This window comes from Bradyrhizobium sp. ORS 278 (assembly GCF_000026145.1).
Lineage (GTDB): Bacteria > Pseudomonadota > Alphaproteobacteria > Rhizobiales > Xanthobacteraceae > Bradyrhizobium.
The window spans coordinates 2,306,233-2,326,901 of record NC_009445.1 but is presented as its reverse complement, the minus strand read 5'-3'; the positions used below and the strand labels follow the sequence as shown (position 1 = coordinate 2,326,901).

The window sequence follows — 20,669 nt, the reverse complement described above, 5'->3', positions numbered from 1 at the left end:
GATGCGTCACGATCCGTCCCGGCTCTGCAACCTGATGGTCTCAACCGTCAGCATGGCGCCCGAGGCCGAGCGCACGCGCAATTCGATGAGCGCTGGGACGAAACGCGACTGGTCGACCCTCATGTCGCCGAACCGCGATACCCGCATTTGCCAGCGGTGCCCCGATAGTTCGCCTGCGAGTTGCTGAGGCAATGGCTCGCCGGCGCGCGGGAGCCCCGCGCCGACCAACCTGACCGTCGCGACGAGCCCGACATGCTGCTTCAGCTTATCGACGCCACGCGCGTTGGTCGCCGCGAGACTACCGATGGCAGAAAGCGTGATGGCGATCACAAGAAGCGCAACCAGCGCCTCGATCAGGGCGAACCCGGCATTGCTGCCGTGATCAGGATACGGTCTGGGCCGCAAGATCGATATCTCCCGTCAGCCAGTTGACCTTGATCTCGATGCCATGGCCCTCGCGGGCGAGCCGCAAGATGCCGCCGCAGGACATTCCGGCCGGAAAAAAGCTGATCGTCGACGAGGCCGGTTGGCCGTTGCAACGCTGCGGCAGCACCGCCTCGAAGGCGACGTCGGCCGGAAGCTGGACGAACTGCGGTCCCGAGCCGGACATGACCCGACGCGCCCGCGTATCGATCGTGGCAGCCACCTGACGATCATCTTGGAATGCCGCATTGCGATCGGATTTCAACAGCGCGGCGATCTCGATAGCATACGCCTCCAGCCGCGATGGCGACGTCGAACTTGGCAGCATGGGAAGCGCGATGGCTGCAAGCATGGCGACGATCGCCAGCACGCAGACCATCTCCAACATGGTCATCCCGGACTGCGCATGTCCAAACCGATTGATTGGCACGCCTGCCGATACAATCATGCCAGCCCATTGCTCCCGACTTGCTACGCCCTGACGTGGCCGTCCTACCTACGCCTTCTGATCACGCAGGAATGTGACATCCGGATCTACAGCTCTCAGCGGCATGCGCGATACGCATTACGTTACTCACATACGACACTCAGCGTTATGATCATATTGTCACATACGACTGTCATAGACCATGGCTAAAAGCGGGCCATTCGGCCTCGCCGTCTGTGCTCAACGGCCGTCACTCATGGTAGCGTAAGAGCAGAGGCGGACTGTGGCCGGAACATCACGCCGCATTGGCTTGTCAATTTGGCCCGCGCTCCTGTGCGTGCTGCTCGTTGGATGCAACACCGTGTCCGGGGGGGCCGACCAGACCGACCTGCGAGACGTCGATGTGCTGGACAAGGTTCGCTCGCTCGATCTGCAGGCGCGATCGCCGAGCGAAGTCTCCCAGGCCAAGGTGGACACAGGCCGCCGCGGCAAGCCGATCATCTACACGCCAGATCCGGCGGAACGCGCGTCAGACGCATCGTACGAGCGGACGAGTTCGACCGTCAGTCGCGACAAGCTTGAGCTCAACTTCGAGAACGCGGCGATCGCGTCGGTCGCGAAGATCGTGCTCGGCGACATGCTCGGAGTCGGCTATGTCGTCGACACGAGGGTTCAGGGAACGATCAGTCTGTCATCAGGGCGGCCGATCCCCAAATCCGATGTCCTGTTCGCGCTGGAAAGCGCGCTGCGCGTCGCCGGCATCGCGCTGATCCGCGACAATGGCGCGTATCGTCTGATGCCGCAGGCGGACGCGGTCGGCACCGGAAATGTCGATACAGCCGATCGTACCGAGCCGGGCTACGGAATTTCCGTGGTCCCCGTCCTGAATGTCTCCGCGCAGATGCTCACCAAGCTGGTGGAGAATTTCGGCACTAAGCAGGGCATGCTCCGGGCCGACCCGAGCCGCAACCTCATCATCGTACAGGGCACTGGCAGCGAGCGGCGGAACGCCGTGGATCTGCTGCTGAGCTTCGACATGGACTGGATGCGCGGCCAGTCGGTCGGCATTTTTCCTGTGCAGAACAGCAACCCCGAGCCGATCATCGCCGAGCTCGAAAAAATCATCGATTCCGGTGAAGGTGGCGTTTCACAACATGTCGTCAGGTTCCATCCGATCGGACGCATGAACGCAATTCTCGCGGTCGCGCGCAAACCGGAGATCCTGCAGCGGATCGAAACCTGGATCGGCCGCCTAGACAATACCAATAACGCACGCTCGTCGATTCACGTCTACTATGTGAAGTATGGCGAGGCCCGTCAGATTGCACGCGCGCTCAACGAGATCTTCGGCAGCAGCACCGCGAGCGCCGCTTCGGTCGATAGCACCGGAGGCTCGATCGCGCCCGGATCGGGCCTCGCTTCCAGCTCCAGCCCCATGAGCCGGCTGTCGGTCGGAACGCCAGGGCAGTCAGGGGGCGGGTACGGCTCAAGCGCGCGCACAGGGACCGCCGCGGGTGGTGGCGTTGACATGGGCAGCAATGCAGCCACCGGCACCGCGGCTCAGGGCCAAGCGGGCAGCCTGTTCGATGGTCCGGCTGGAGCGAGCACCGGTGGCGCGGGCCGCGTCGGCGGCACGGGCTCCATCGGCGGCGTGCTCGAGGGTGTCCGCATCACCGCCGATTCCGTGAACAATTCGCTGCTGATCTATGCGAGCCAGGAGCAGTACAGCATCGTCGAAAGAACCGTACGCCAACTGGACCGTCCACAGCGCCAAGTGGCGATCGAGGCGACGATTGCGGAGGTTACGCTGACGGATGACCTTCAGTTCGGCGTGCAGTCCTACATCATGAGCCGTGATCTCGGCCTCAAACCCGACACCGGATCCTTCGGCGATGCGGCCTCCACGGCCCTCGCCACGGCAGGCAATGTCGTGCTGAACCGCGCCATTCCCGGCTTCAATTTCCTGGTCGGGTCGGCCACCACGCCACGCCTCATCCTGAGCGCGCTCCACGCGGTGACCGACGTCAAGGTGCTCTCCAATCCCTCTCTCGTCGTGATCGACAACCAGGTCGCCACCTTGCAGGTCGGCAACGAAATTCCGATCCAGACCGGAACCGCGACGGTGCTCACGGGGAACAATACCGTTGCGAGCACCACCGACTATCGCAGCACCGGCATCATCCTGCGCGTGGTGCCGCGCATCAACGCAAACGGCAACGTTCGGCTCGACGTCGAGCAGGAGATCAGCAACGCGTTGAACGGAACGAACGGTGGAAACGGTGCGACCAACTCCCTGACCCCGACGGTTGCCACCCGCAAGCTGCGCAGCTCTGTTGCCGTGGCCAGCGGTCAGACCGTGCTGCTTGCCGGACTAATCAGCGACACTCAGAACCGCACCCGAAACGGGATTCCCGGCATCGACCAGATCCCAGGCATCGGCGATCTGTTCTCACAAAGCGGCAATAACGTTCAGCGCACCGAACTTATCATCTTCATCCGCCCGCAGATCATTCGCGACGGCGTCGACGCCAATTTTGTTGCCGAGGAGGTCCGCTCGAAGCTGAGGGGCTCACTCGGCAACGCCGAGAGCCGACAGGGGAGCGCAACGAGGCTGCGCTGATAGACGACTATTTGGGGTGAGGGTTAGATCATGCCGGGGACGCTGAGGTCTCTCCTGTTTTGTCTTGTCGCCATCTTCCTTGTACCGCGAGATGGTCAAGCGGCCTCGCTGCGCACCGTCGACAGTCTGATCGGACACGGCGACTTTCGCGCCGCCGGCGTTTTGCTGATCGCCATGGCCGAACGGGGAACCCCGCGGGCGCAGACCATGCTCGGTCTCCTCTACGAAACGGGCCAGGGTGTCCCCCAGGCCTATGATGCTGCTGCCTACTGGTATCGCCGCGCGGCGGAACAGGGCGACACGACGGCGCAGTATCTTCTCGGCCTCGCCTACGACAAGGGACATGGCGTCCCGCGCGACGATGTCGCCGCCTACAAATGGCTGAACCTCGCCGCCGCCCGCGCACCGATGCACCTGCGCGAGCGATACATCAGGCTACGCAACGCGGTGGGCACGAAAATGACCCGGAACCAGATTGCATTGGCGCAATGGCATGCGCTGCACTGGCCGCGCGAGTCGGATTTCTGAGCGAATTTGCTACGAGATTGACGGGCATTAGGAACAATTTGAAGCAATCGCTTAGCCGGATCTAGAAGGCCCTCTGCCACAATCGAGCCGATCAGGCCCGACGGATATTGGCAGATGTGGATGCTTGGCACCTCGACGACGGCCGCGCGACGCGCGATCACACGCGCCTGCGCAACAGCTGCTGTGGCGGTCTGCGCCGCTCTCGGCGCCCATCCCGCGAGCGCCTTCCTCGCACGCCCCGCTCTCTTCGCGAAGCTGGATGCCGTCGCAAAGGCGCCAAGCGGTTGGCTACGCTTCTGCGCGGATCAGCCTCAGGAATGTCGTCCGAGCGCGGATGGCCACGGCGAACTGCAACTCACGCCGGACAAGCTGCAGCAGCTTTACGTGATCAACGCCTACGTCAACGACCGCGTCAAATATACGACGGACAAGGTGCTCTACGGCGAAGAGGAGCGCTGGGCGATGCCGTTCGACCGCGGCGACTGCGAGGACATCGTGCTGCTCAAGCGTCGCCTGCTCAGCGAGGCCGGCTGGCCTGCCGGCGCGCTGCTGGTGACCGTGGTCCAAGGCCGGACGGGCGAGGTCGACCGTCACGCCGTCCTGACGGTCCGCACGGATCGCGGCGAGATGATCATGGACAACCTCACGCCGGAAATCCTGTTCTGGTACGAAACGAGCTATCGCTACCTGCTGCGACAAAGTTCGCAGGATCCCAACGTCTGGCTGGCATTCTCCAGCAGCCAACCCCGGCCTGAGCAGGTCAGCAGCGTCCGACCGTGAAGCCGCTCACGGCGCCGCGCGGCCATCTTTGTTCACGGGCCTTGCTCGTGGCCTTCCCCGCTGCGACCTGCCGATTCAGCCATATTCATTTTGATTCAACGCCTGAATCAAGCGCCTGCCAAGTTTTGCGTGATCAAGATCGGGCCACCAAACCTCGAGGGTCAAGAGTTCAGCTCATATAGCCGCTCCACTGTGGTTGATCTTTCGTCCGGGAGTTTTGCGGACCTTCGCGTGCCCCACAGATGTGTTACATTTGACGATTGATATCATTTGCACTGCGCACTTATGATATCTGTTGACGGTATATCGCAACCTTTCCGTCCAAAACACATCGTAATCAGTCCAACCTGATCGCAGCTCGCGGGCCGCAACACATCATTGGAGATCGACATGACCGACTTCCCGAAACCGGAGGCGCGAACGACACGACGCGCCTTTCTCACACGAGATCTGAAGGCGATCTGCGCGCTGGCCGCGGGTCCTCTCCTCGCCGAGATGCTGCCGACGCAAGCGCTAGCCCGCGATCGCGGCTCTGATTGGGGCTCTGGGGGCGAGCACAGTTGGGGCGGCTGGGGCAGTTGGCGCGGCGGTCACCATCGGGGTGGTGGCGGTCATCATGGCGGCGGCCATCACGGCGATGGCCACCACGGCGGCGGCCATTCCGGAGGCGGAGCCGGCGGCGGGCACGGTAATCTCTGCTTCCTGCGCGGAACGCGCATCATGACCGCCACCGGCGAGCGCGCCATCGAAGAGTTGGCCGCCGGCGATGTTCTGCCCACCGTGTTCGGAGGCCTGCGGCCGGTGCAGTGGATCGGCAGCTTCCGGCGATACCGCGCCAAGCCGGACGCAGCATGGCCGGCAGCTGCCCGTCCCGTGCGCATCGCGAAGTCCGCTCTGGGCCCGGATATTCCGAAGCGCGATCTTTACGTCACCCAGGGACATGCGCTGCTGTTCGATGGGCTGTTGGTCCCGGCCGGAACGCTCGTCAACGGCGCGACGATCACAATCGACCCGGCTTCTGAGAAAGAGGTACTGGAGTTCTTCCACGTCAAGCTCGCCAGCCACAACGTGATTTATGCCGAAGGCGCCCCTTGCGAAACGCTGCTGAACGTGAACAAGACCATGAGCAATTTCAGCAGCTATCTCGACGCGTTCGGCGACAGCCATACCACCCAGCCGCATTGTGCGCCGATCATCTGCAACGGTCCGCGCCGCGAGCTCGCAACCCGGGCCCGCAGCTTGATGTCGCCCTGGCTCGGACCGCAGCAGTTCGATCAGATCAGGACAACGCTCGAACTGCGCGCCAGAGCCCTCGCCTGAGCAACGCATCGGGTCGAGGTGGACGGAGGCGATCCGTCCACCTTACATCTGCGCCCTCATGAGCGTTGCTCTGTTGTGGACCGAACACAAACGCCGGTTGCGATGCATCATAAGACCATATTATTCGTATCGTACTTCTATGAGACTTTCGGGCCGTAGAGCAGCGTTTCTGTCTTGCATCGTAGTTCCCATCGCGAATTGAGTGCGGCTATCGGCCGCGTCAGATGATTGGAGATCGACGTGACCAACTTGATTGAGCAGGACGCCCGAACGACCCGCCGCGCATTCCTGGCAAGAGATCTGAGGGCGATATGCGCCCTGGCAGCAGGGCCGCTTCTGGCGGAAATACTGCCGTCGCAGGCTCTCGCCGGTGGAAGCGGATCTGGCAACAACGGCGGCGGCTACGGTGGCGGTGGAAAGGGTGGCGGCGGCCACGGCCATCTCTGCTTCCTCCGCGGGACGCGCATCACCACCGCGACCGGTGAGCGCGCCATCGAGGAGTTGGAAACCGGTGATGTTCTGCCGACCGTGTTCGGCGGCCTGCGCCCGGTGCAATGGATTGGCAGCTTCCGCCGGCGCCGCGCAAAACCGGGCGCAGCCTGGCCCGCTGCGGCCCGTCCCGTGCGCATCGCAAAGTCGGCGCTCGGCCCCGATATTCCGAAGCGCGATCTCTTCGTGACCCAGGGTCATGCCCTGCTGCTCGATGGCCTGCTCGTGCCGGCCGGCGCGCTGGTCAACGGCTCGACGATCACCATCGATCCTGCCATCGGGCACGAGATGCTGGAGTTCTTCCACATCAAGCTTGCCAGCCACGACGTGATCCATGCGGAAGGCGCACCTTGCGAGACCTTGCTGCATGTCGACGAGACCATAAGCAGCTTCAGCAGCTATCTGCGCGAATTCGGCGATAGCCAAACTGCCGAAACGCATTGCGCTCCGATCATCTGCAACGGTCCGGGCCGCGAACTCGCGACTCGGGCCCGCAGCCTGATGTCCCCTTGGCTCGGACCACACCGTTTCGACGAAATCAGGACAAAGCTCGACCTGCGGGCCGCAGCCCTGACTTGAGCCGCCAAGGCCGGATGGACGGCCGATCCGTCCACCCGCGCACGACGTGTCCCGGAGCGTCGATCGGCGCCGCGTTCGATCGTGAGTATCATGTCCATGTTATACTTCGATGTTACCGAGCGCTGCGCGGCGTGCGGGGCCGACGGACTTAAAGGGCGGATGCGACTTGAGTTCCAAACAGCCAGTGGCTCTGATCACGGGCGTCACCGGACAGGACGGCGCCTATCTTTCCGAATACCTTTTAGGCCTTGGCTACACCGTCCACGGCATCAAACGGCGGTCGTCGTCCTTCAATACGGCGCGCATCGATCATCTCTATGAGGACCGGCACGAAGGCAACACGCCCTTCCTGCTGCACTACGGAGATATGACCGACTCGACTAATCTTATTCGGCTGGTGCAGCAGATCCGTCCCACCGAAATCTACAATCTGGCGGCGCAAAGTCATGTCGGCGTCAGCTTCGAGAGCCCTGAATACACAGCCAATTCAGATGCGCTTGGCGTGCTGCGCCTGCTCGAGGCCATCCGCATTCTCGGCATGGAGCGCGAGACTCGGTTCTACCAGGCATCCACATCCGAGCTCTACGGGCTTGTCCAGGAGACACCGCAGCGGGAAAGCACGCCCTTTTATCCGCGATCGCCCTACGGCTGCGCCAAGCTGTACGGTTACTGGATCACGGTGAACTATCGCGAAGCCTATGGAATGTTCGCGGCGAACGGCATCCTGTTCAACCATGAAAGCCCGGTCCGCGGCGAGACGTTCGTGACGAGAAAGATCACGCGGGCGGTGGCGCGGATCGAGATGGGCCTGGAGAGCACCCTGTATCTCGGCAATCTCGAGGCAAAGCGCGACTGGGGACATGCCCGGGACTACGTCGAGGGCATGCACCAGATCCTCCAGATGGACGAGCCCGATGATTTCGTTTTGGCGACCGGCGAGACGCGCTCGGTGCGCGAGTTCGTCGAGCTTGCCTTTGCCGAGGTCGGTCGCCAGATCGAGTGGAGCGGCCGCGAGATCGAGGAAGTCGGGGTCGACCGCGAATCCGGACAAACCGTCGTTCGCATCGACCCGCGCTATTTCCGCCCGACCGAGGTGGATCTTCTGGTCGGCGATGCCAGCAAGGCGCGCGACAAGCTTGGTTGGCGGCCGAAGCGAAGTCTGAGCGAGCTGATCCGCGAAATGGTCGCAAACGATCTGCAAGTCGCCCGGGGGGAGGTCGCCCATGGCTCCCGCCACCTTTGATCTCGCCCACAAGCGCGTCTTCGTGGCTGGCCATCGCGGACTGGTCGGCAGCGCGCTGGTGCGGCGCTTGGCAAGCGAGGGCGTCGAACTGCAGACCGTGTCGCGTGGCGAGGTCGATCTGAGCGACCAGGCCGCGGTGTTTGCTTGGTTCGCGCGCGCGAAGCCCCAGGTCGTGTTCCTCGCAGCGGCCAAGGTCGGCGGCATCGTCGCCAACAACACGCTGCGCGCCGAATTCATCTACGACAACATCGCGATCGCCACCAACGTCATTCACGCCGCCCATGTGAACGGCGTCGAGAAGCTGATGTTTCTCGGTTCGTCCTGCATCTACCCGAAGCTCGCGGCCCAGCCGCTGCGCGAGGATGCGATGCTGACCGGTCCGCTGGAGCCGACCAACGAGCCCTATGCGATTGCCAAGATCGCAGGTATCAAGATGGTCGAGGCCTATCGCAGCCAGTATGGCGCCGACTTCATCAACGTCATGCCGACGAATCTCTATGGTCCCGGCGACAACTATCATCCCGAGTACAGCCACGTCGTCGCGGCGTTGATCCGCCGCTTCCACGAGGCGAAGCTTGCGGACGCGCCGGAGGTCATCGTCTGGGGCACCGGCAAGCCGCGGCGCGAATTCCTCTATGTCGACGACATGGCGGATGCCTGCGTGCACCTGATGAAGACATATTCGGAGCCCGGCCTCGTCAACATCGGGACCGGAGAGGACATCAGCATCGCCGACTTCGCTGCAATGGTCGCGACAGCCGTCGGCTACGAGGGCCGGATCCGTTTCGACCCGTCGCGGCCCGACGGCACGCCGCGCAAGCTGCTCGACGTCGGCCGGCTGACGAGCCTTGGATGGTCGGCGACAACCTCGCTTCAAGACGGTATCAGGGGAGCCTATCGGGCCTACCTCGCGGAGACGTCCCTCCAGCTGGTCTGATCTGGGACAACAACGGCGCGGTGCCGTGCAGCGCTGTCGTGAAAGCTTGACTCGCGCGTCACCGCCGCGACACCCCATCATGGTACCACAACTACACGGTGAGATCCCCGCTCGCCGCCACTCTCGCCTCGAAACACGATGGTACTCTCCGCCTCCAGGACACGGCTCGGCGCCGCCCTTCTCGTTGTGACCTGTTTCAGCAATCCCGCCAGCTTTGCGCAAACGGCTGCATCGACTCCATCGGTTGCGACGATCGCGGTCGATGCGGCCACGATCGTGTCCGATAGCGGTGGCGACGACCTCGCTACGCTCAAGAACATCTTCCAAGGCGCCAACGCGCCGCAGGACGGCACCATCGCGCCGATGCGCCAGTTGATCGCTGACGTCGGACTGAGGCGATTGCGGCTGCTGCAGGCAGACACACTTTGCGATCTCGACAGCAACGGCCGCTTCGGTGAGCGGCAGCTCGATCCCAGCGGCCAGTTCGGCCCCGTCATCGCCGGCGGCTGTGGTCCTCTCGACACGCAGATCGATTGGGCGATCAGCAGCGGCCTGTCGGTGCATATCGCGGCAGCGAGCTTCATGCCTGTGAGCTTCGTTCAGAGCGGACCGGCAGAGACCTGGTCCATGACGGAGCTCGACCGCTATCGCTCCTATGTCGATCAATTGGTTCGCCACGTCGTGCAGCGTGCCTTTGATCCCACGGCGGTCAATGGCGGTGCGCAAAGAGTCGTGTTCGAATGCAGCAACGAGCTCGACATCGCCGAACCGGAGCCGGTCAATTTTCAGGCCGTGACCCCGCCGGATCCCGCGCAGTTCGCGCTGCTGCCGCTCGGCCCGTGGGGACGCTTCCTTTGGTGGATCGATCCGAGCACCTACAAACTTCAGGAGTGGCCGGTGGTCGACGACCAGGCCTACCCCTACAGCACGGATCCACGCCGACTCGCGCGCGGTCTCCTGCCGATCCAGAAGATTTTCGCCGATCGCATCGAAGCGATCAGAAGCGAAGCCGGCTTCAGCAGCGCCTACCCGGGACGGATGCTCGAAATCGCCGGACCGGCCTTCTCGAGCGTGAGCTTCTATCATTATTCCCCAAGCGGGCTGCCGACGCTCGAGGAGCGCTTTTTGGAGCAGAGCCTGGATCCGACAGCCAGCTTCGATCCGGTCACCGGAGGTGCCCGGTTCCAGGCGCCCCTGGATCGCTTCTCGTTTCATTTCTACGGCGATTTTCAGAACGGTTGGATTCCGCAGGCGCCTTCCTACACTACGCTCGCCTACCTCGTGCAGACGATCCGCGCCAAGCTTGCGAAGCTCAATCGTCCGAGCATGCCGTTGTTTCTGTCCGAGTGGGGGCCGTCGGTGGACACCAGCAGCGATGTCAACTACTCGCACAAGGGCGCCGCCTGGGCTGCGGCGTTCTTGAAGGAAGCCGTGCGCCTCGGCATTGCCGATGGCTCCTATCTCATGCTCCACGACGGCATTGGCTACGATCCCGGCCTGATTGGCATGCCCAGCCTGATGCACAAGATGATCATCGACGGAGCTGCGTCTTATCAGCCCAAGCCGGTTGCAAATGTGCTTCGGATGTTCGCGATGATGTCGGGCCAGCGCCGCGCCGCGACGGTCCCGGCGCCGTCTGCGTTGGACGCATTCGCTGCGAGCGATGGAGTATCCGCCGGGATCGTTGTCTTCAACTACAACAGCACCTTTATAGACGCCCCGCAGACGTTCTCGGTCGAGTTCGACAACGTGCCGTTCGACGGCGCCGTCAACGTCCGGCGCTATCTCGTCGACGCAAACACGAGCAACCTTGCGGCCTATCTTCTGCAACCAACACGGCCGGATCCGACGCTTCAGGTCGTGGAGGAATTCACCGCCACGGTTCAGGACGGACGGCTGATCTTGCCCGTCCGCACTTTGGGGCTCGGCGTGACCTTCTGGCAATTTACTGCGCGATAGGCGGATCCGTTTTCGACTGGCTTCAAGCCCCGGCGTCTGAGCCGTTCTGCGCTGCCGTCGGGCCGGCGAGCGCACCCGGCCCTTATTGGTCAATCCGAGATTTTCAACGCCGGGCAGGTCGCCTGATAAGGCTCCCCGCCGAACAAGCTTCTCCAGTCATCCGCCGTGAGGTTGCGCGTCAGCCGCGAGCAGACTTCCGCCACTAGATCCTCGCCGCGGAGGAGCCAGGTTCTGACCGTTCCATTTTCCTGCAGAGTGGCAAGATACCGTCCGCGTGGGCTGAACAGCAGGGATTTCACGTCGGGCAGTGTCTCGATGCGGGCGATCTCGCTCTGCGTGCCCACCTCCCACACGCGAACCGTATCCTTAAGCCCGATCAGCGCGAGGTGGCGGCCGTCGGGGCTGAATTGGCAGCGACTCTCCTTCGCGCCGCTCGTTCCGTCAATCGTCACGAGGTCGCGTCCGCTGGCGATGTTGCGCACTCGTACTGCCGCGCGGAGATTGATGGCGACCCCACTGCGCGTCATCACTGAGCGCGCACGACGTTGTTGCGAGCCCGGAACGGTCGCCCCCGATCTCCACGACCCTAGCTTCGGTCTCTGCCGGCGGATTCCAGACGCGTAGATCGGACGGAAACCCGACGCGCCGCGCCTGGGTTTGACGCGCCTCGGCCACGATCGTCTGCCCGTTCGATGCGATCGCAGCTCTTCCCGTCAACGTGAGGGCGCCTTCCTCGCGCGTGAGCCTGAAGGACCCGAGGTCCGCCGGAGGCGTCACCTGCAAGAGGCGGAGCACATCGTCCTTGGTCTCGACGACCATGAACGCGCCGTTCGGGCTCAGCGCCAGCGATCTTGGCGTGCCATCGAAGGTGAACCGTTGCACGGTTGTTCCCGAGTTCAGGGCGATGACGCGTGTTTCGCCTGCCGTTCCGACCCCTAGCAGCATCGCACCCGGCCGGCCTTTCTCGTTCCAGCGCGCCGCATCCTCCCCCAGCCGCGTGTGATCCTTGAGCCAGGACAGATCCGTGCCGAGAGCCTTGGCGAGCTTGTCCGCCTGGGCTTCGAAGTCGTTCGGCGGCGTAAAAAATAGAAAGTCGATCTTGGCGATGGAGTCGGGGATCGGCTCGTTATCTGCCAATGTTGTGACAACGATCGGTGCCAGCCTCTTATTCAACGCGATGACCTGGGCGATTTCCCACTCGCACCATCGCGATCCGATCGACGCGCTGCTGACCAGATATATGACCGCATCGGCCTTGCGGATGAAGCCGGCGAGCTCGCGCTGCCATTCCTCGAGCAGCGGCAGATCGCGCTTATCGATCAGGACCTCAATGTTTCGCGCCTCGAGCGCAGCTACAAGCCTTTCAGCGAAATCGAGATCGGTCCGGGAATACGAAATGAATGCCTTGAGCTTGTGCACCGAAGCGCTCAACCTGCCAGCAGCTGCGGCGGCCGCAGAAGCCGGCTTGGCGGCGTTGATTGCAGCGAGCTTGCGTCCTCCCATGCTTCGTCCCGAGAACAGACGCAGCGCAGCAGTTACGAGACGCTTGGCAACTACCGAGATGTACACCTTCATGGCGGCCGCCTAACGACCCCACGCCGATGCGAGATGCCCCTGTTATGATATATCATTGCTCTACCACTGGGAATGGCTACCAGCAGACTTAGTGCGGCGCCCCTCGGCGCGACGGCGAACCGGAAAGCCGATAGCCGCTGATGGCCGCGGACAACGGCAACTTCAGCGCGCAGGCAGGCCATCATCCCCGCAGTATGCCCGAGACGTCCATGTCGACGGCGACCGCGTAGCGCGGACCCGCGTGTTGAATGGGCTGCCTTGAGGGGCGAACTCCGGCGGAAAACCAAACCAGCACAGAATTTCCAAATGAGGAGGGTACCGAATTTCCAAATGCGCGGGAGCGCAAGCCGGCCGCATATGATTTCGTGCAAAAACATTATGGGAACTATCCTGGCTGGGGCGGGAGGGATCGAACCTCCGAATGGCGGAATCAAAATCCGCTGCCTTACCGCTTGGCTACGCCCCATCAGGTCAGCCGGATAGGCCAGGCGCTCGGGCGCCAAGCGATTCCGGGTCGGCGTCCGAGGTCTACAGAGCGCGCCCGTCCATTTCAACCGCTGCGCCGCAGGATTTTTGCGCCGGCGGCGGGTGATCCGCCCCGCTCCCCAATTCGTCAATATTCGCAAGCCCTTATCCCATTCCGCCGGGATCGCTGCGGCGGCCCGCCGCAACGCCTTGCGAAAAAGTTGAGGCCCGGGCGGTTTCATGGGATGACGGCAGCCAAACCGGCACACTTCCGAAGCCCCCGAGGACACGCCATGACCTATCGCGCCCCGCTCAACGACATGCTGCTCGCCCTCAACCATGGCGCCGGGCTGAAGGCGGCGGTCGAGGCCGGCCATTACGGCGATTTCGAGCCGGACATCACCGCCGCCGTGCTCGAGGAGGCCGGCAAGTTCGCCACCGACGTGCTCGCCCCGCTCAACAAGGTCGGTGACATCAACGGCATCAAGCTCGCCGACAAGAAGGTGACGACCGCGCCAGGCTGGCCCGACGCCTACAAGCGCTGGACCGAGGCCGGCTGGAACGCGGTGTCCGGTCCCGAGGCGCATGGCGGCCAAGGCCTGCCGCTCGCCATCAACGCCGCCTGCACCGAGATCTGGAGCGCGGCCAACGTCGCCTTCGGCCTGTGCCCGCTGCTGACGCTCTCCGCCATCGAGGCGCTCGACGCCCATGGCAGCGAGGAGCTGAAGGAGATCTATCTCGGCAAGCTGATCTCCGGCGAATGGACCGGCACGATGCAGCTGACCGAACCGCAGGCCGGCTCCGACGTCGGCGCGCTGCGCACCCGCGCCGAGCGCGCCGCCGACGGCACCTACCGCATCGCCGGCAGCAAGATCTACATCACCTATGGCGAGCACGACATGACCGATAACATCGTGCATTTCGTGCTCGCGCGTCTGCCGGATGCGCCGGCCGGAACCAAGGGCATCTCGCTGTTCCTCGTGCCCAAATTCCTCGTCAACGCCGACGGCTCGCTCGGCGCCCGCAACGACATCTATGCCACCGGCGTCGAGCACAAGCTCGGCATGCACGCCTCGCCGACCTGCACCATGACGATGGGCGACAATGGCGGCGCCATCGGCTATCTGATCGGCGAAGAGAATGCCGGCATGCGCTGCATGTTCACGATGATGAACCAGGCGCGTCTGGGCGTCGGCCTCGAGGGCGTCGGCGTCGCCGATCGCGCCTATCAGCAGGCGCTGGCCTACGCGCAGGAGCGCCGCCAGGGCCGCGCGGTCGGCAGCAAGGGCGCCGGCTCGGACGCGATCATCGCCCATCCCGACGTCAAGCGCATGCTGATGCAGATGCGCTCGCTGACGGCGGCCTCGCGCTCGATCTGCTACGCCACCGCGGTCGCGCTCGACGTTGCGGTGCGCGCCAAGGATCCCGTCGTGCGTGCCGAGGCTGCCGCGCGTGGCGCGCTGCTGACGCCGATCGCGAAGGCGTTCTCGACTGACATCGGCAACGAGGTCGCCTATCTCGGCGTGCAGATCCATGGCGGCATGGGCTTCATCGAGGAGACCGGCGCCGCGCAGCATTATCGCGATGCCCGCATCACCGCGATCTACGAGGGCACCAACGGCATCCAGGCGATCGACCTCGTCACCCGCAAGCTGGGCGCCAACGGCGGCGCCTCGGTGTTCAAGCTGCTCGACGAGCTCACCGAGATCGTCCGCCGCGTCGAGGCCTCGAACGATCCGGCCTTCGGCACGACCGGTACCAAGCTGCGCGACGCGCTGGGCGCGCTCGACCGCTCCAGCCGCTGGCTGCTGGAGAAGCTCGGCACCGCGCCGAACGATGCACTGGCCGGCGCCACGCCTTACTTGCGCCTGTTCGGCTCCGCGCTCGGCGGCTGCATGCTGGCCAACGAGGCGCTGGCCGCGCGCAGCGAGAACGAAACCGACGGTGCCCGTCACGTGGCGCTGGCCCGCTTCTTCGCGGAGAATTTTGCCGTGCAGGCGCCGTCGCTGGAAAAGACCGTCACCGACGGCGCCGATGCAGTGCTCGGCGCTGACGCCGTGCTGGTGGCGTGACGCGCTAGCGCTACACATTCGGTGTCGTCCCGGGCTTGACCTGGGACCCATACCCACCGGCTGATGTGGCCAGGCGAAACTGGTCGACGACAGTGCCCCGGACTTCTCCCTGGGGTTATGGGTCCCGGGTCTAGCCCGGGACGACAGTTGGGGTGTGGCGCGCGCCCTGCCCCACATACGTAGCAGTCATTGATCCACACTCTCAAACACCCCGCGATGAGATGAGCATCCGCGTTCTCGCGACGCGTTGCGCGCCCGAGCTATGCTCTCGAGTCCCGCCCTCTCCAAGTGGAGGGCGCGAGGAAGGCCGGGCCTCGGCTGAGGCCATGGCCCGCCTGCAAACAAAAAGCAGGCGGCAGTCACCACAGGTCCAGCCGGACAGACCCGGCCTTCCCCGCGCGATGGTTTTAACAAGCTATAGCGTGCTCTTCCTGGTGCGCCGGCTTTCTGGCCACCATGTCCAGCGCGAAGCGAAGCTTCGTCAACGGGTTGATACTAGCGTCGGAGTATCAGAACCACACGCCTTCACCGTCCGCGAACCAAACGTTCGTCCGTGCTCATCACACGCCGCCCGCCCGCGTCCCCGCATCCCGCTGCCAACGTCCATGACGACCGCGAACCGTCCCGTGCCGCGCAACGGAATGCATGGACCATAATGCTGATTTGCCGAATTTGTCAAGCCGTGATTGTCGTTTCACAGACATGAGGCTGATGAGGCAGCTGCGAGCTAACCGAAGGCCTCGCGGGCGCGTTCGATAGATCCGATGACTGAGCGATGAACTTCGACGACGACGGGACGGTCCGGCTCATTTGCCAGACGCTCGTTCCAGGATGACTCCAGATCGCACAGCAGTTCGAATGCCCGGTCCCTGACCCCATAGAGGAACGCTGCGCAGGCGCCGCCGAGCCCATGAACGGTCTGACCCGCATCGCGCGGCGCGCTGATCAGCCAGAGCGCCAAAGCCTCAAAACCCGCTCGATCGTATCCCCCGAAGTGCAGCCAGATCTCGTCGATCAGACCACTATACATCCGCAGCACAGCGTCCAGATGTTCCACGTCGTCGATCGCAATGACGGGCCATGTTTGCTCTGGCCGGCCAAACAGCAGCTGCGACGTCGATATGATGTCGAAATCCGCGAAGTGAACCGATCGTTCTTGACCATCGACGATCGACCACATCGACGCCACCCGCTCGTCATGGAGTTGAGCAAAAACCCGGATCATGGCCAGTTCGCCAGCGTCTTTCCAAAGTCCGTGTATGGACGTTCCCAATCTCAGACCGGGTACGACTGGCTGCTCTCCCCCGACCGCAAACTGCCGACTCGCCGCGTGCATGCCCTGACGCATGATCGTGGTGGGCCTCAGTTCGCTCCAGCGCTGCTTGGTGTGCTTTCCGAGCTGTGCTGCACCCCACGCCTCTTTCGATGTCTTCACCTTCGAAGCTCCTCCAGAGGGCCTGCAACCCCTCAAGCCTCAATCCGCGCCGCGGCTTCATCGCAAAAAATGGGATAACGAAGATAGTCACGCGTAGCACGCGCCAATACGAGCGGCCATCGCCGTTCCGCTGCTGACTGCGATGGCGGATTGCGCCGCGCCGATCCGCCTGCTCTGTTGCTTCAAATACCAAGCCATTCCAATCCGCCCGGCAATCGGTCCGCCGCAAAATCGACCTGCAGCACGCGGCGGTGGCCGGGCTGCGCTGACGGTTCCGAGGCATGCAGGATCGGCGGCGGAAAGCGCGAGGGTCATGCGCCGGAGACTAAAGCGCCACACCAGTGCCCGGCAATTGCCCGAGCTCCGCATCCGCGCAGCGCCGCCCCTCTTCTTGATGCGAGACGTCCATGTCGATCAACTCCGTCACCACGGCTGTCACGGCCCAGTCCGCGACTGCTACCCAATTTACTGCATCGACGTCGGCTACGAGCTCGTCGGGCAGCACGTCTGAAAGCGCGTCCGGCAGCGGCAGCTCGTCGTCGGGCAAGACCGTGGTCAGCGAGGTCTCGATCACGCTCGACGGCATCACCATCACAACCACCACCTATTTCGACGGCTCGATCGAGGTGACCAAGACTGCAGCGAGCTCGGACGCGAGCACCAAGGGCGCACAGACCTATAACGCGCAAGGTGTGACGACGAACTCAACGAGCAGTGGCGGCAGCACAGCGGTGACGAGCTGCGACTTTGCGCAGCGGCTGATGTCCCCGCATTTGGCGTGACGCGCGGGACCTGTGAAGTTCCACGGAGGATCATGTCTGCGCGATGCCCCCGGTTGCAGGCGTTGCGATGCCATCACGGTAGGTGACGCCGGCAAGCCACACTGTACGGACAACGTGATACGCTCGTCATTGTTAATTTGCGCCTTCGCTCCGAGTCACGCCTGCTTGCAGTCAGCGAAAGACAGCGGGGGAGACAATCGGATGTTGCGGAGCGTGATCGGTGCGGGGATGATGATCCTGGCGATGGGATCCGAAGTCTGGGCGGCGAACGAAGCAGGTCCGGAGAAAAGGATGTCGTGCTCGGAGGTGCGCTATTACGTCGAGAAATACACGGCCGAGGTTGCCGAGATGTATGCGCGCAGCCGCGGCGCCACCGATGCGCAGATCAACCGCGCCAGGCGCTGCCTGACGCCCGTGCATGTCCGGCGGGCGGAGCGATGGCGCAACTACACGGAATAAGGCCAGGATGCGATCGCGCGGCGACACGCAGCACCATCGCATATCTACACGCTCGCGATACCTGGCCATGATGGTCAGCTTTCCTGCTGCGATGCCGGGGGTGGTGCATTGCGCGGCAAGCCACGTCAGCACGGGAGCTTCACGCGCTCGGAGAATTCCTGGGCGGCGATGGCTGGGACATGGGCGGCGATGACGATCTCCAAACGGACGACGCAACCGACTCGAGGCGCGCATCGGAGCACCTTCCACTGAGGCGGCGTTGACAGGCCATGCGGGTTGATCGCTCTGCGATTGAAATGCTCTAAAACCACGGACTCTATAATTGGCTTCGGTATCGAATTCAGCATTCCGGGCCAACGCAATCAGCGCCGGCCGCGCGCTGACGCCGACCTTCCAGAACCCTGCCCGGCGCGAGCTTCGTCGTGAACGGCGCGCAACAGGCCGCCGACCGCGCGCTGGTGAGCGCAACGGCGGAGATGAAGTCGAGGAACCGCCGCGCTGACCTTCGACGGCGAGTTCGCCAGCGTCAGCCGCAGCTGCGCCGGCAAGGGCGTGGTGCGGTACTCGTGGTGAGCAGACGCTGGCCCCGTCGGCGCTCTCCGTGCACGCTGCTGACAACCAGCCTGTATCACCGGTCTTGAAACCTGACCCTCATGGTGAGGAGCGCCGCGCCAACCAGAGCAATGCGGGGCAAGATCATTGCACGCTGCGCGTCTCGAACCATGAGGCCCCGCCGGTTGCCTCGCCCTTCGAGACGCCCGCCTCCGGCGGGCTCCTCAGGGTGAGGGGTGATAGCTGCGCACTGATGAATAGAAACGACGCGAGCTCATCGTCCCCCAGGCGATTTGGCCAAGGGGAGTCACCGTTGTCTTCCCCTGGGACAAGGGCGGATGACGCTGCGATCATCCGCCCTGCACCCTCGTCACGCCTGCTCGATGGCGGCCGGCATCTTGGCGACCGACATCAGCGATCTTGCGACCTGGTTGAGCAGCTGATCGGCGTTCTCCTCTTCCGCCAGCGACTTCGACAGCAGCGCGACGACGGCGCTGTGGCGGAGTTGCGAGGCGAGGTTGCGGGCGGTGGTGTAGCCGGACATCTCGTAATGCTCGACGCGCTGCGCCGCGCCGATCAAGGCGAGGTCGGCGGCGGCGTCCTCCTTCTCTTCGCCTTGCGCGATGATCTCCTGCCCCTCCTCGACCAGACCCATCATGCCCTTGCAGGGCTTGGCCTTGGGGGTCGTGCCGAGCATCTCGAAGCACGCGTTGATGCGCTCGATCTGGGCCTCGGTCTCCACAAGATGCTGCTCGAACAATTCGCGCAGCTGATCGAAGCGCGCGGCTTCGGCCATCTTCGGCAGCGCCTTGGTGAGCTGCTTCTCGGCGTGCAGGATGTCTCTGAGCTCCTCGATCAGGAGATCGCCGAGGCCGGCCTCGTCGACCGGCGGCGAGCTCTCGGTGACGATCGCGCTGGACGCACCGTTCTCGGTGGCCTGGATCGCCGGCGATTCCGTGAAGACCCAGTCGCCGCCCTCGTTCCATGGGCCGCGGGTGTCGATCTCGCCGTGATCGCCCGAGCCGCTGGAGTCGTTGAAGAACTGATCGACGAGGCCCGGTGTCGGCGCGATGCGGCCGACGCTGAAGGCCGGCTTGTTCATGCTCTCCAACGCCATCGCGAACGCCTTCATGTGGGTGATCTCGCGCGTCATCAGGAACTGCAGCGCGTCCTTGGTGCCGGCATCGTCGGTGAAATTGATCAGCCGCTCATAGACGATCTTGGCGCGCGCCTCGGCGGCGATGTTGCTGCGCAGGTCGACGTCGAGCTCGCCGGTGATCTTCAGATAGTCCGCGGTCCACGCATTGCCCTGCGAGTTGAACAGGTTCACGCCGCCGCCGCCGGCGATCGCGATCAGCGGGTCGGCCTCGGCGGCCTCGCGATCGAACTTCGACGGCTTCAGATGCAGGCGCGCCAGCGTGCCGACGACCTCGAGATGGCTGAGCTCCTCGGTGCCGATATCCATCAACAGATCCTTGCGATCGGGATCCTCGCAATTCAGCCCCTGGATCGAGTACTGCATGGCAGCGGCGAGCTCGCCATTGGCGCCGCCGAACTGCTCGAGCAGCATGTTGCCGAAGCGCGGATCCGGCTCGTCGACACGGACGGTGAACATCAGCTTCTTGACGTGGTGATACATGGGAGGCCTCGGACGTTTGCGGAGGATGCAAGGGCGAACGACCGGCCATCGCGGTTGTTCCTTACCTTTCGCGGCGGATCGGGCGCGCAAAGGTCGCAGCACAGCGTCTCATATGCACATTGAGGCGCACTCCGCGTGAGCGCGGCGCGAGCGGATCCGCCCACGGAACCGGGGCCCATCGATGCGGACGGGATGGGGCGGCGCCGGCCACCGTGCGACATCCTGTTGGCAGCTGGACAACTGCCTCTTGCTAAGGTTTTCCCTGCTCGCCTAAGCTGTTGTGCTGGAGAGTGACATGTTGATGCGAACACCGGCCAGGGAGAAGCCAGGTCTCGGCGAGCGAGTCCGCCGGGTCATCGAGCGACTCCGCGACCACGCATCCTCT

At 63.7% G+C, this 20,669-nt stretch carries 17 protein-coding genes and 1 tRNA gene; 11 read left to right on the top strand and 7 right to left on the bottom strand.

The features are described from left to right. Positions 1 to 6: 6 nt before the first annotated feature. Together BRADO_RS10305 and BRADO_RS10300 are read right to left on the bottom strand one after the other, a co-directional pair. Entirely contained in the window at positions 7 to 405 is a 399-nt protein-coding gene (locus BRADO_RS10305; RefSeq protein WP_011925258.1) for a type II secretion system protein, read from the bottom strand. Continuing rightward, positions 383 to 871, bottom strand: coding sequence for a prepilin-type N-terminal cleavage/methylation domain-containing protein (locus BRADO_RS10300; RefSeq protein WP_011925257.1), 489 nt, complete (start codon positions 869 to 871; stop codon positions 383 to 385). Before BRADO_RS10300 ends, BRADO_RS10305 begins: the two co-directional genes overlap by 23 nt. Positions 872 to 1,211: 340 nt before the next feature. On the opposite strand from BRADO_RS10300, the gene gspD reads away from it, so the two are divergent. From gspD to BRADO_RS10260, 8 genes are all read left to right on the top strand, one after another. Then, positions 1,212 to 3,470, top strand: coding sequence for a type II secretion system secretin GspD (gene gspD, locus BRADO_RS10295; RefSeq protein WP_244423002.1), 2,259 nt, complete (start codon positions 1,212 to 1,214; stop codon positions 3,468 to 3,470). 30 nt (positions 3,471 to 3,500) lie between these two features. Continuing rightward, positions 3,501 to 3,998: a tetratricopeptide repeat protein gene (locus BRADO_RS10290; RefSeq protein WP_011925255.1), complete on the top strand. Its 498-nt coding sequence runs from the start codon at positions 3,501 to 3,503 to the stop codon at positions 3,996 to 3,998. 114 nt (positions 3,999 to 4,112) lie between these two features. Continuing rightward, positions 4,113 to 4,778, top strand: a complete 666-nt coding sequence (locus tag BRADO_RS10285; RefSeq protein ID WP_050780980.1) for a transglutaminase-like cysteine peptidase — start codon at positions 4,113 to 4,115, stop codon at positions 4,776 to 4,778. Positions 4,779 to 5,168: 390 nt separating this feature from the next. Then, positions 5,169 to 6,098 (top strand): Hint domain-containing protein, encoded by a 930-nt coding sequence (locus BRADO_RS35715; RefSeq protein ID WP_371259354.1) that lies wholly within the window; start codon positions 5,169 to 5,171, stop codon positions 6,096 to 6,098. Positions 6,099 to 6,326: 228 nt separating this feature from the next. Further along, on the top strand, positions 6,327 to 7,166 hold the full coding sequence (locus BRADO_RS10275; protein ID WP_011925251.1) for a Hint domain-containing protein: 840 nt from the start codon (positions 6,327 to 6,329) through the stop codon (positions 7,164 to 7,166). A 184-nt stretch (positions 7,167 to 7,350) separates the two neighbouring features. Next, positions 7,351 to 8,409: a GDP-mannose 4,6-dehydratase gene (gene gmd / locus BRADO_RS10270; protein ID WP_011925250.1), complete on the top strand. Its 1,059-nt coding sequence runs from the start codon at positions 7,351 to 7,353 to the stop codon at positions 8,407 to 8,409. Continuing rightward, entirely contained in the window at positions 8,390 to 9,346 is a 957-nt protein-coding gene (locus BRADO_RS10265) for a GDP-L-fucose synthase (RefSeq protein WP_011925249.1), read from the top strand. The genes gmd and BRADO_RS10265 overlap by 20 nt, the downstream gene beginning before the upstream one ends. Before the next feature lie 399 nt (positions 9,347 to 9,745). Beyond that, positions 9,746 to 11,305 (top strand): hypothetical protein, encoded by a 1,560-nt coding sequence (locus tag BRADO_RS10260; RefSeq protein WP_157872544.1) that lies wholly within the window; start codon positions 9,746 to 9,748, stop codon positions 11,303 to 11,305. 89 nt (positions 11,306 to 11,394) lie between these two features. Here the strand turns inward: BRADO_RS10260 and BRADO_RS10255 are convergent, their stop codons facing one another. The 3 genes from BRADO_RS10255 to BRADO_RS10245 form a co-directional block, all read right to left on the bottom strand. Next, positions 11,395 to 11,787 carry a WD40 repeat domain-containing protein gene (locus BRADO_RS10255; protein WP_157872543.1) on the bottom strand — a complete coding sequence of 131 codons (393 nt, stop codon included), beginning with the start codon at positions 11,785 to 11,787 and terminating at the stop codon, positions 11,395 to 11,397. Beyond that, positions 11,747 to 12,880: a toll/interleukin-1 receptor domain-containing protein gene (locus BRADO_RS10250; protein WP_011925246.1), complete on the bottom strand. Its 1,134-nt coding sequence runs from the start codon at positions 12,878 to 12,880 to the stop codon at positions 11,747 to 11,749. Before BRADO_RS10250 ends, BRADO_RS10255 begins: the two co-directional genes overlap by 41 nt. A 391-nt stretch (positions 12,881 to 13,271) precedes the next feature. Further along, positions 13,272 to 13,346: transfer RNA gene (locus tag BRADO_RS10245), tRNA-Gln, on the bottom strand. Positions 13,347 to 13,638: 292 nt separating this feature from the next. Here BRADO_RS10245 and BRADO_RS10240 point away from each other — a divergent pair. Then, positions 13,639 to 15,417 (top strand): acyl-CoA dehydrogenase, encoded by a 1,779-nt coding sequence (locus BRADO_RS10240; protein ID WP_011925245.1) that lies wholly within the window; start codon positions 13,639 to 13,641, stop codon positions 15,415 to 15,417. Between the two features lie 727 nt (positions 15,418 to 16,144). Here BRADO_RS10240 and BRADO_RS10235 read toward each other — a convergent pair. Next, positions 16,145 to 16,852 (bottom strand): hypothetical protein, encoded by a 708-nt coding sequence (locus BRADO_RS10235; RefSeq protein WP_157872542.1) that lies wholly within the window; start codon positions 16,850 to 16,852, stop codon positions 16,145 to 16,147. A gap of 407 nt (positions 16,853 to 17,259) precedes the next feature. On the opposite strand from BRADO_RS10235, the gene BRADO_RS34945 reads away from it, so the two are divergent. Together BRADO_RS34945 and BRADO_RS10220 are read left to right on the top strand one after the other, a co-directional pair. Continuing rightward, positions 17,260 to 17,634 (top strand): hypothetical protein, encoded by a 375-nt coding sequence (locus tag BRADO_RS34945; RefSeq protein WP_157872541.1) that lies wholly within the window; start codon positions 17,260 to 17,262, stop codon positions 17,632 to 17,634. 201 nt (positions 17,635 to 17,835) lie between these two features. After that, a complete protein-coding gene (locus tag BRADO_RS10220) occupies positions 17,836 to 18,093 on the top strand; it encodes a hypothetical protein (RefSeq protein WP_041756328.1) in 258 nt (85 codons plus the stop codon). A 922-nt stretch (positions 18,094 to 19,015) separates the two neighbouring features. On the opposite strand, the gene BRADO_RS10210 is transcribed toward BRADO_RS10220, so the two are convergent. Further along, on the bottom strand, positions 19,016 to 20,284 hold the full coding sequence (locus BRADO_RS10210; RefSeq protein WP_011925240.1) for a DUF892 family protein: 1,269 nt from the start codon (positions 20,282 to 20,284) through the stop codon (positions 19,016 to 19,018). Positions 20,285 to 20,669: the final 385 nt, after the last annotated feature.

Excerpts from the sequence above, each read along its gene's own strand:
- BRADO_RS10220 (WP_041756328.1), top strand. The coding sequence starts at position 17,836 with ATGTTGCGGAGCGTGATCGGTGCGGGGATGATGATCCTGGCGATGGGA.
- BRADO_RS10240 (WP_011925245.1), top strand. The coding sequence starts at position 13,639 with ATGACCTATCGCGCCCCGCTCAACGACATGCTGCTCGCCCTCAACCAT.
- BRADO_RS10250 (WP_011925246.1), bottom strand. The coding sequence starts at position 12,880 with ATGAAGGTGTACATCTCGGTAGTTGCCAAGCGTCTCGTAACTGCTGCG.
- BRADO_RS10210 (WP_011925240.1), bottom strand. The coding sequence starts at position 20,284 with ATGTATCACCACGTCAAGAAGCTGATGTTCACCGTCCGTGTCGACGAG.
- BRADO_RS10290 (WP_011925255.1), top strand. The coding sequence starts at position 3,501 with ATGCCGGGGACGCTGAGGTCTCTCCTGTTTTGTCTTGTCGCCATCTTC.
- BRADO_RS34945 (WP_157872541.1), top strand. The coding sequence starts at position 17,260 with ATGTCGATCAACTCCGTCACCACGGCTGTCACGGCCCAGTCCGCGACT.
- BRADO_RS10285 (WP_050780980.1), top strand. The coding sequence starts at position 4,113 with ATGTGGATGCTTGGCACCTCGACGACGGCCGCGCGACGCGCGATCACA.
- BRADO_RS10265 (WP_011925249.1), top strand. The coding sequence starts at position 8,390 with ATGGCTCCCGCCACCTTTGATCTCGCCCACAAGCGCGTCTTCGTGGCT.
- BRADO_RS35715 (WP_371259354.1), top strand. The coding sequence starts at position 5,169 with ATGACCGACTTCCCGAAACCGGAGGCGCGAACGACACGACGCGCCTTT.
- BRADO_RS10300 (WP_011925257.1), bottom strand. The coding sequence starts at position 871 with ATGATTGTATCGGCAGGCGTGCCAATCAATCGGTTTGGACATGCGCAG.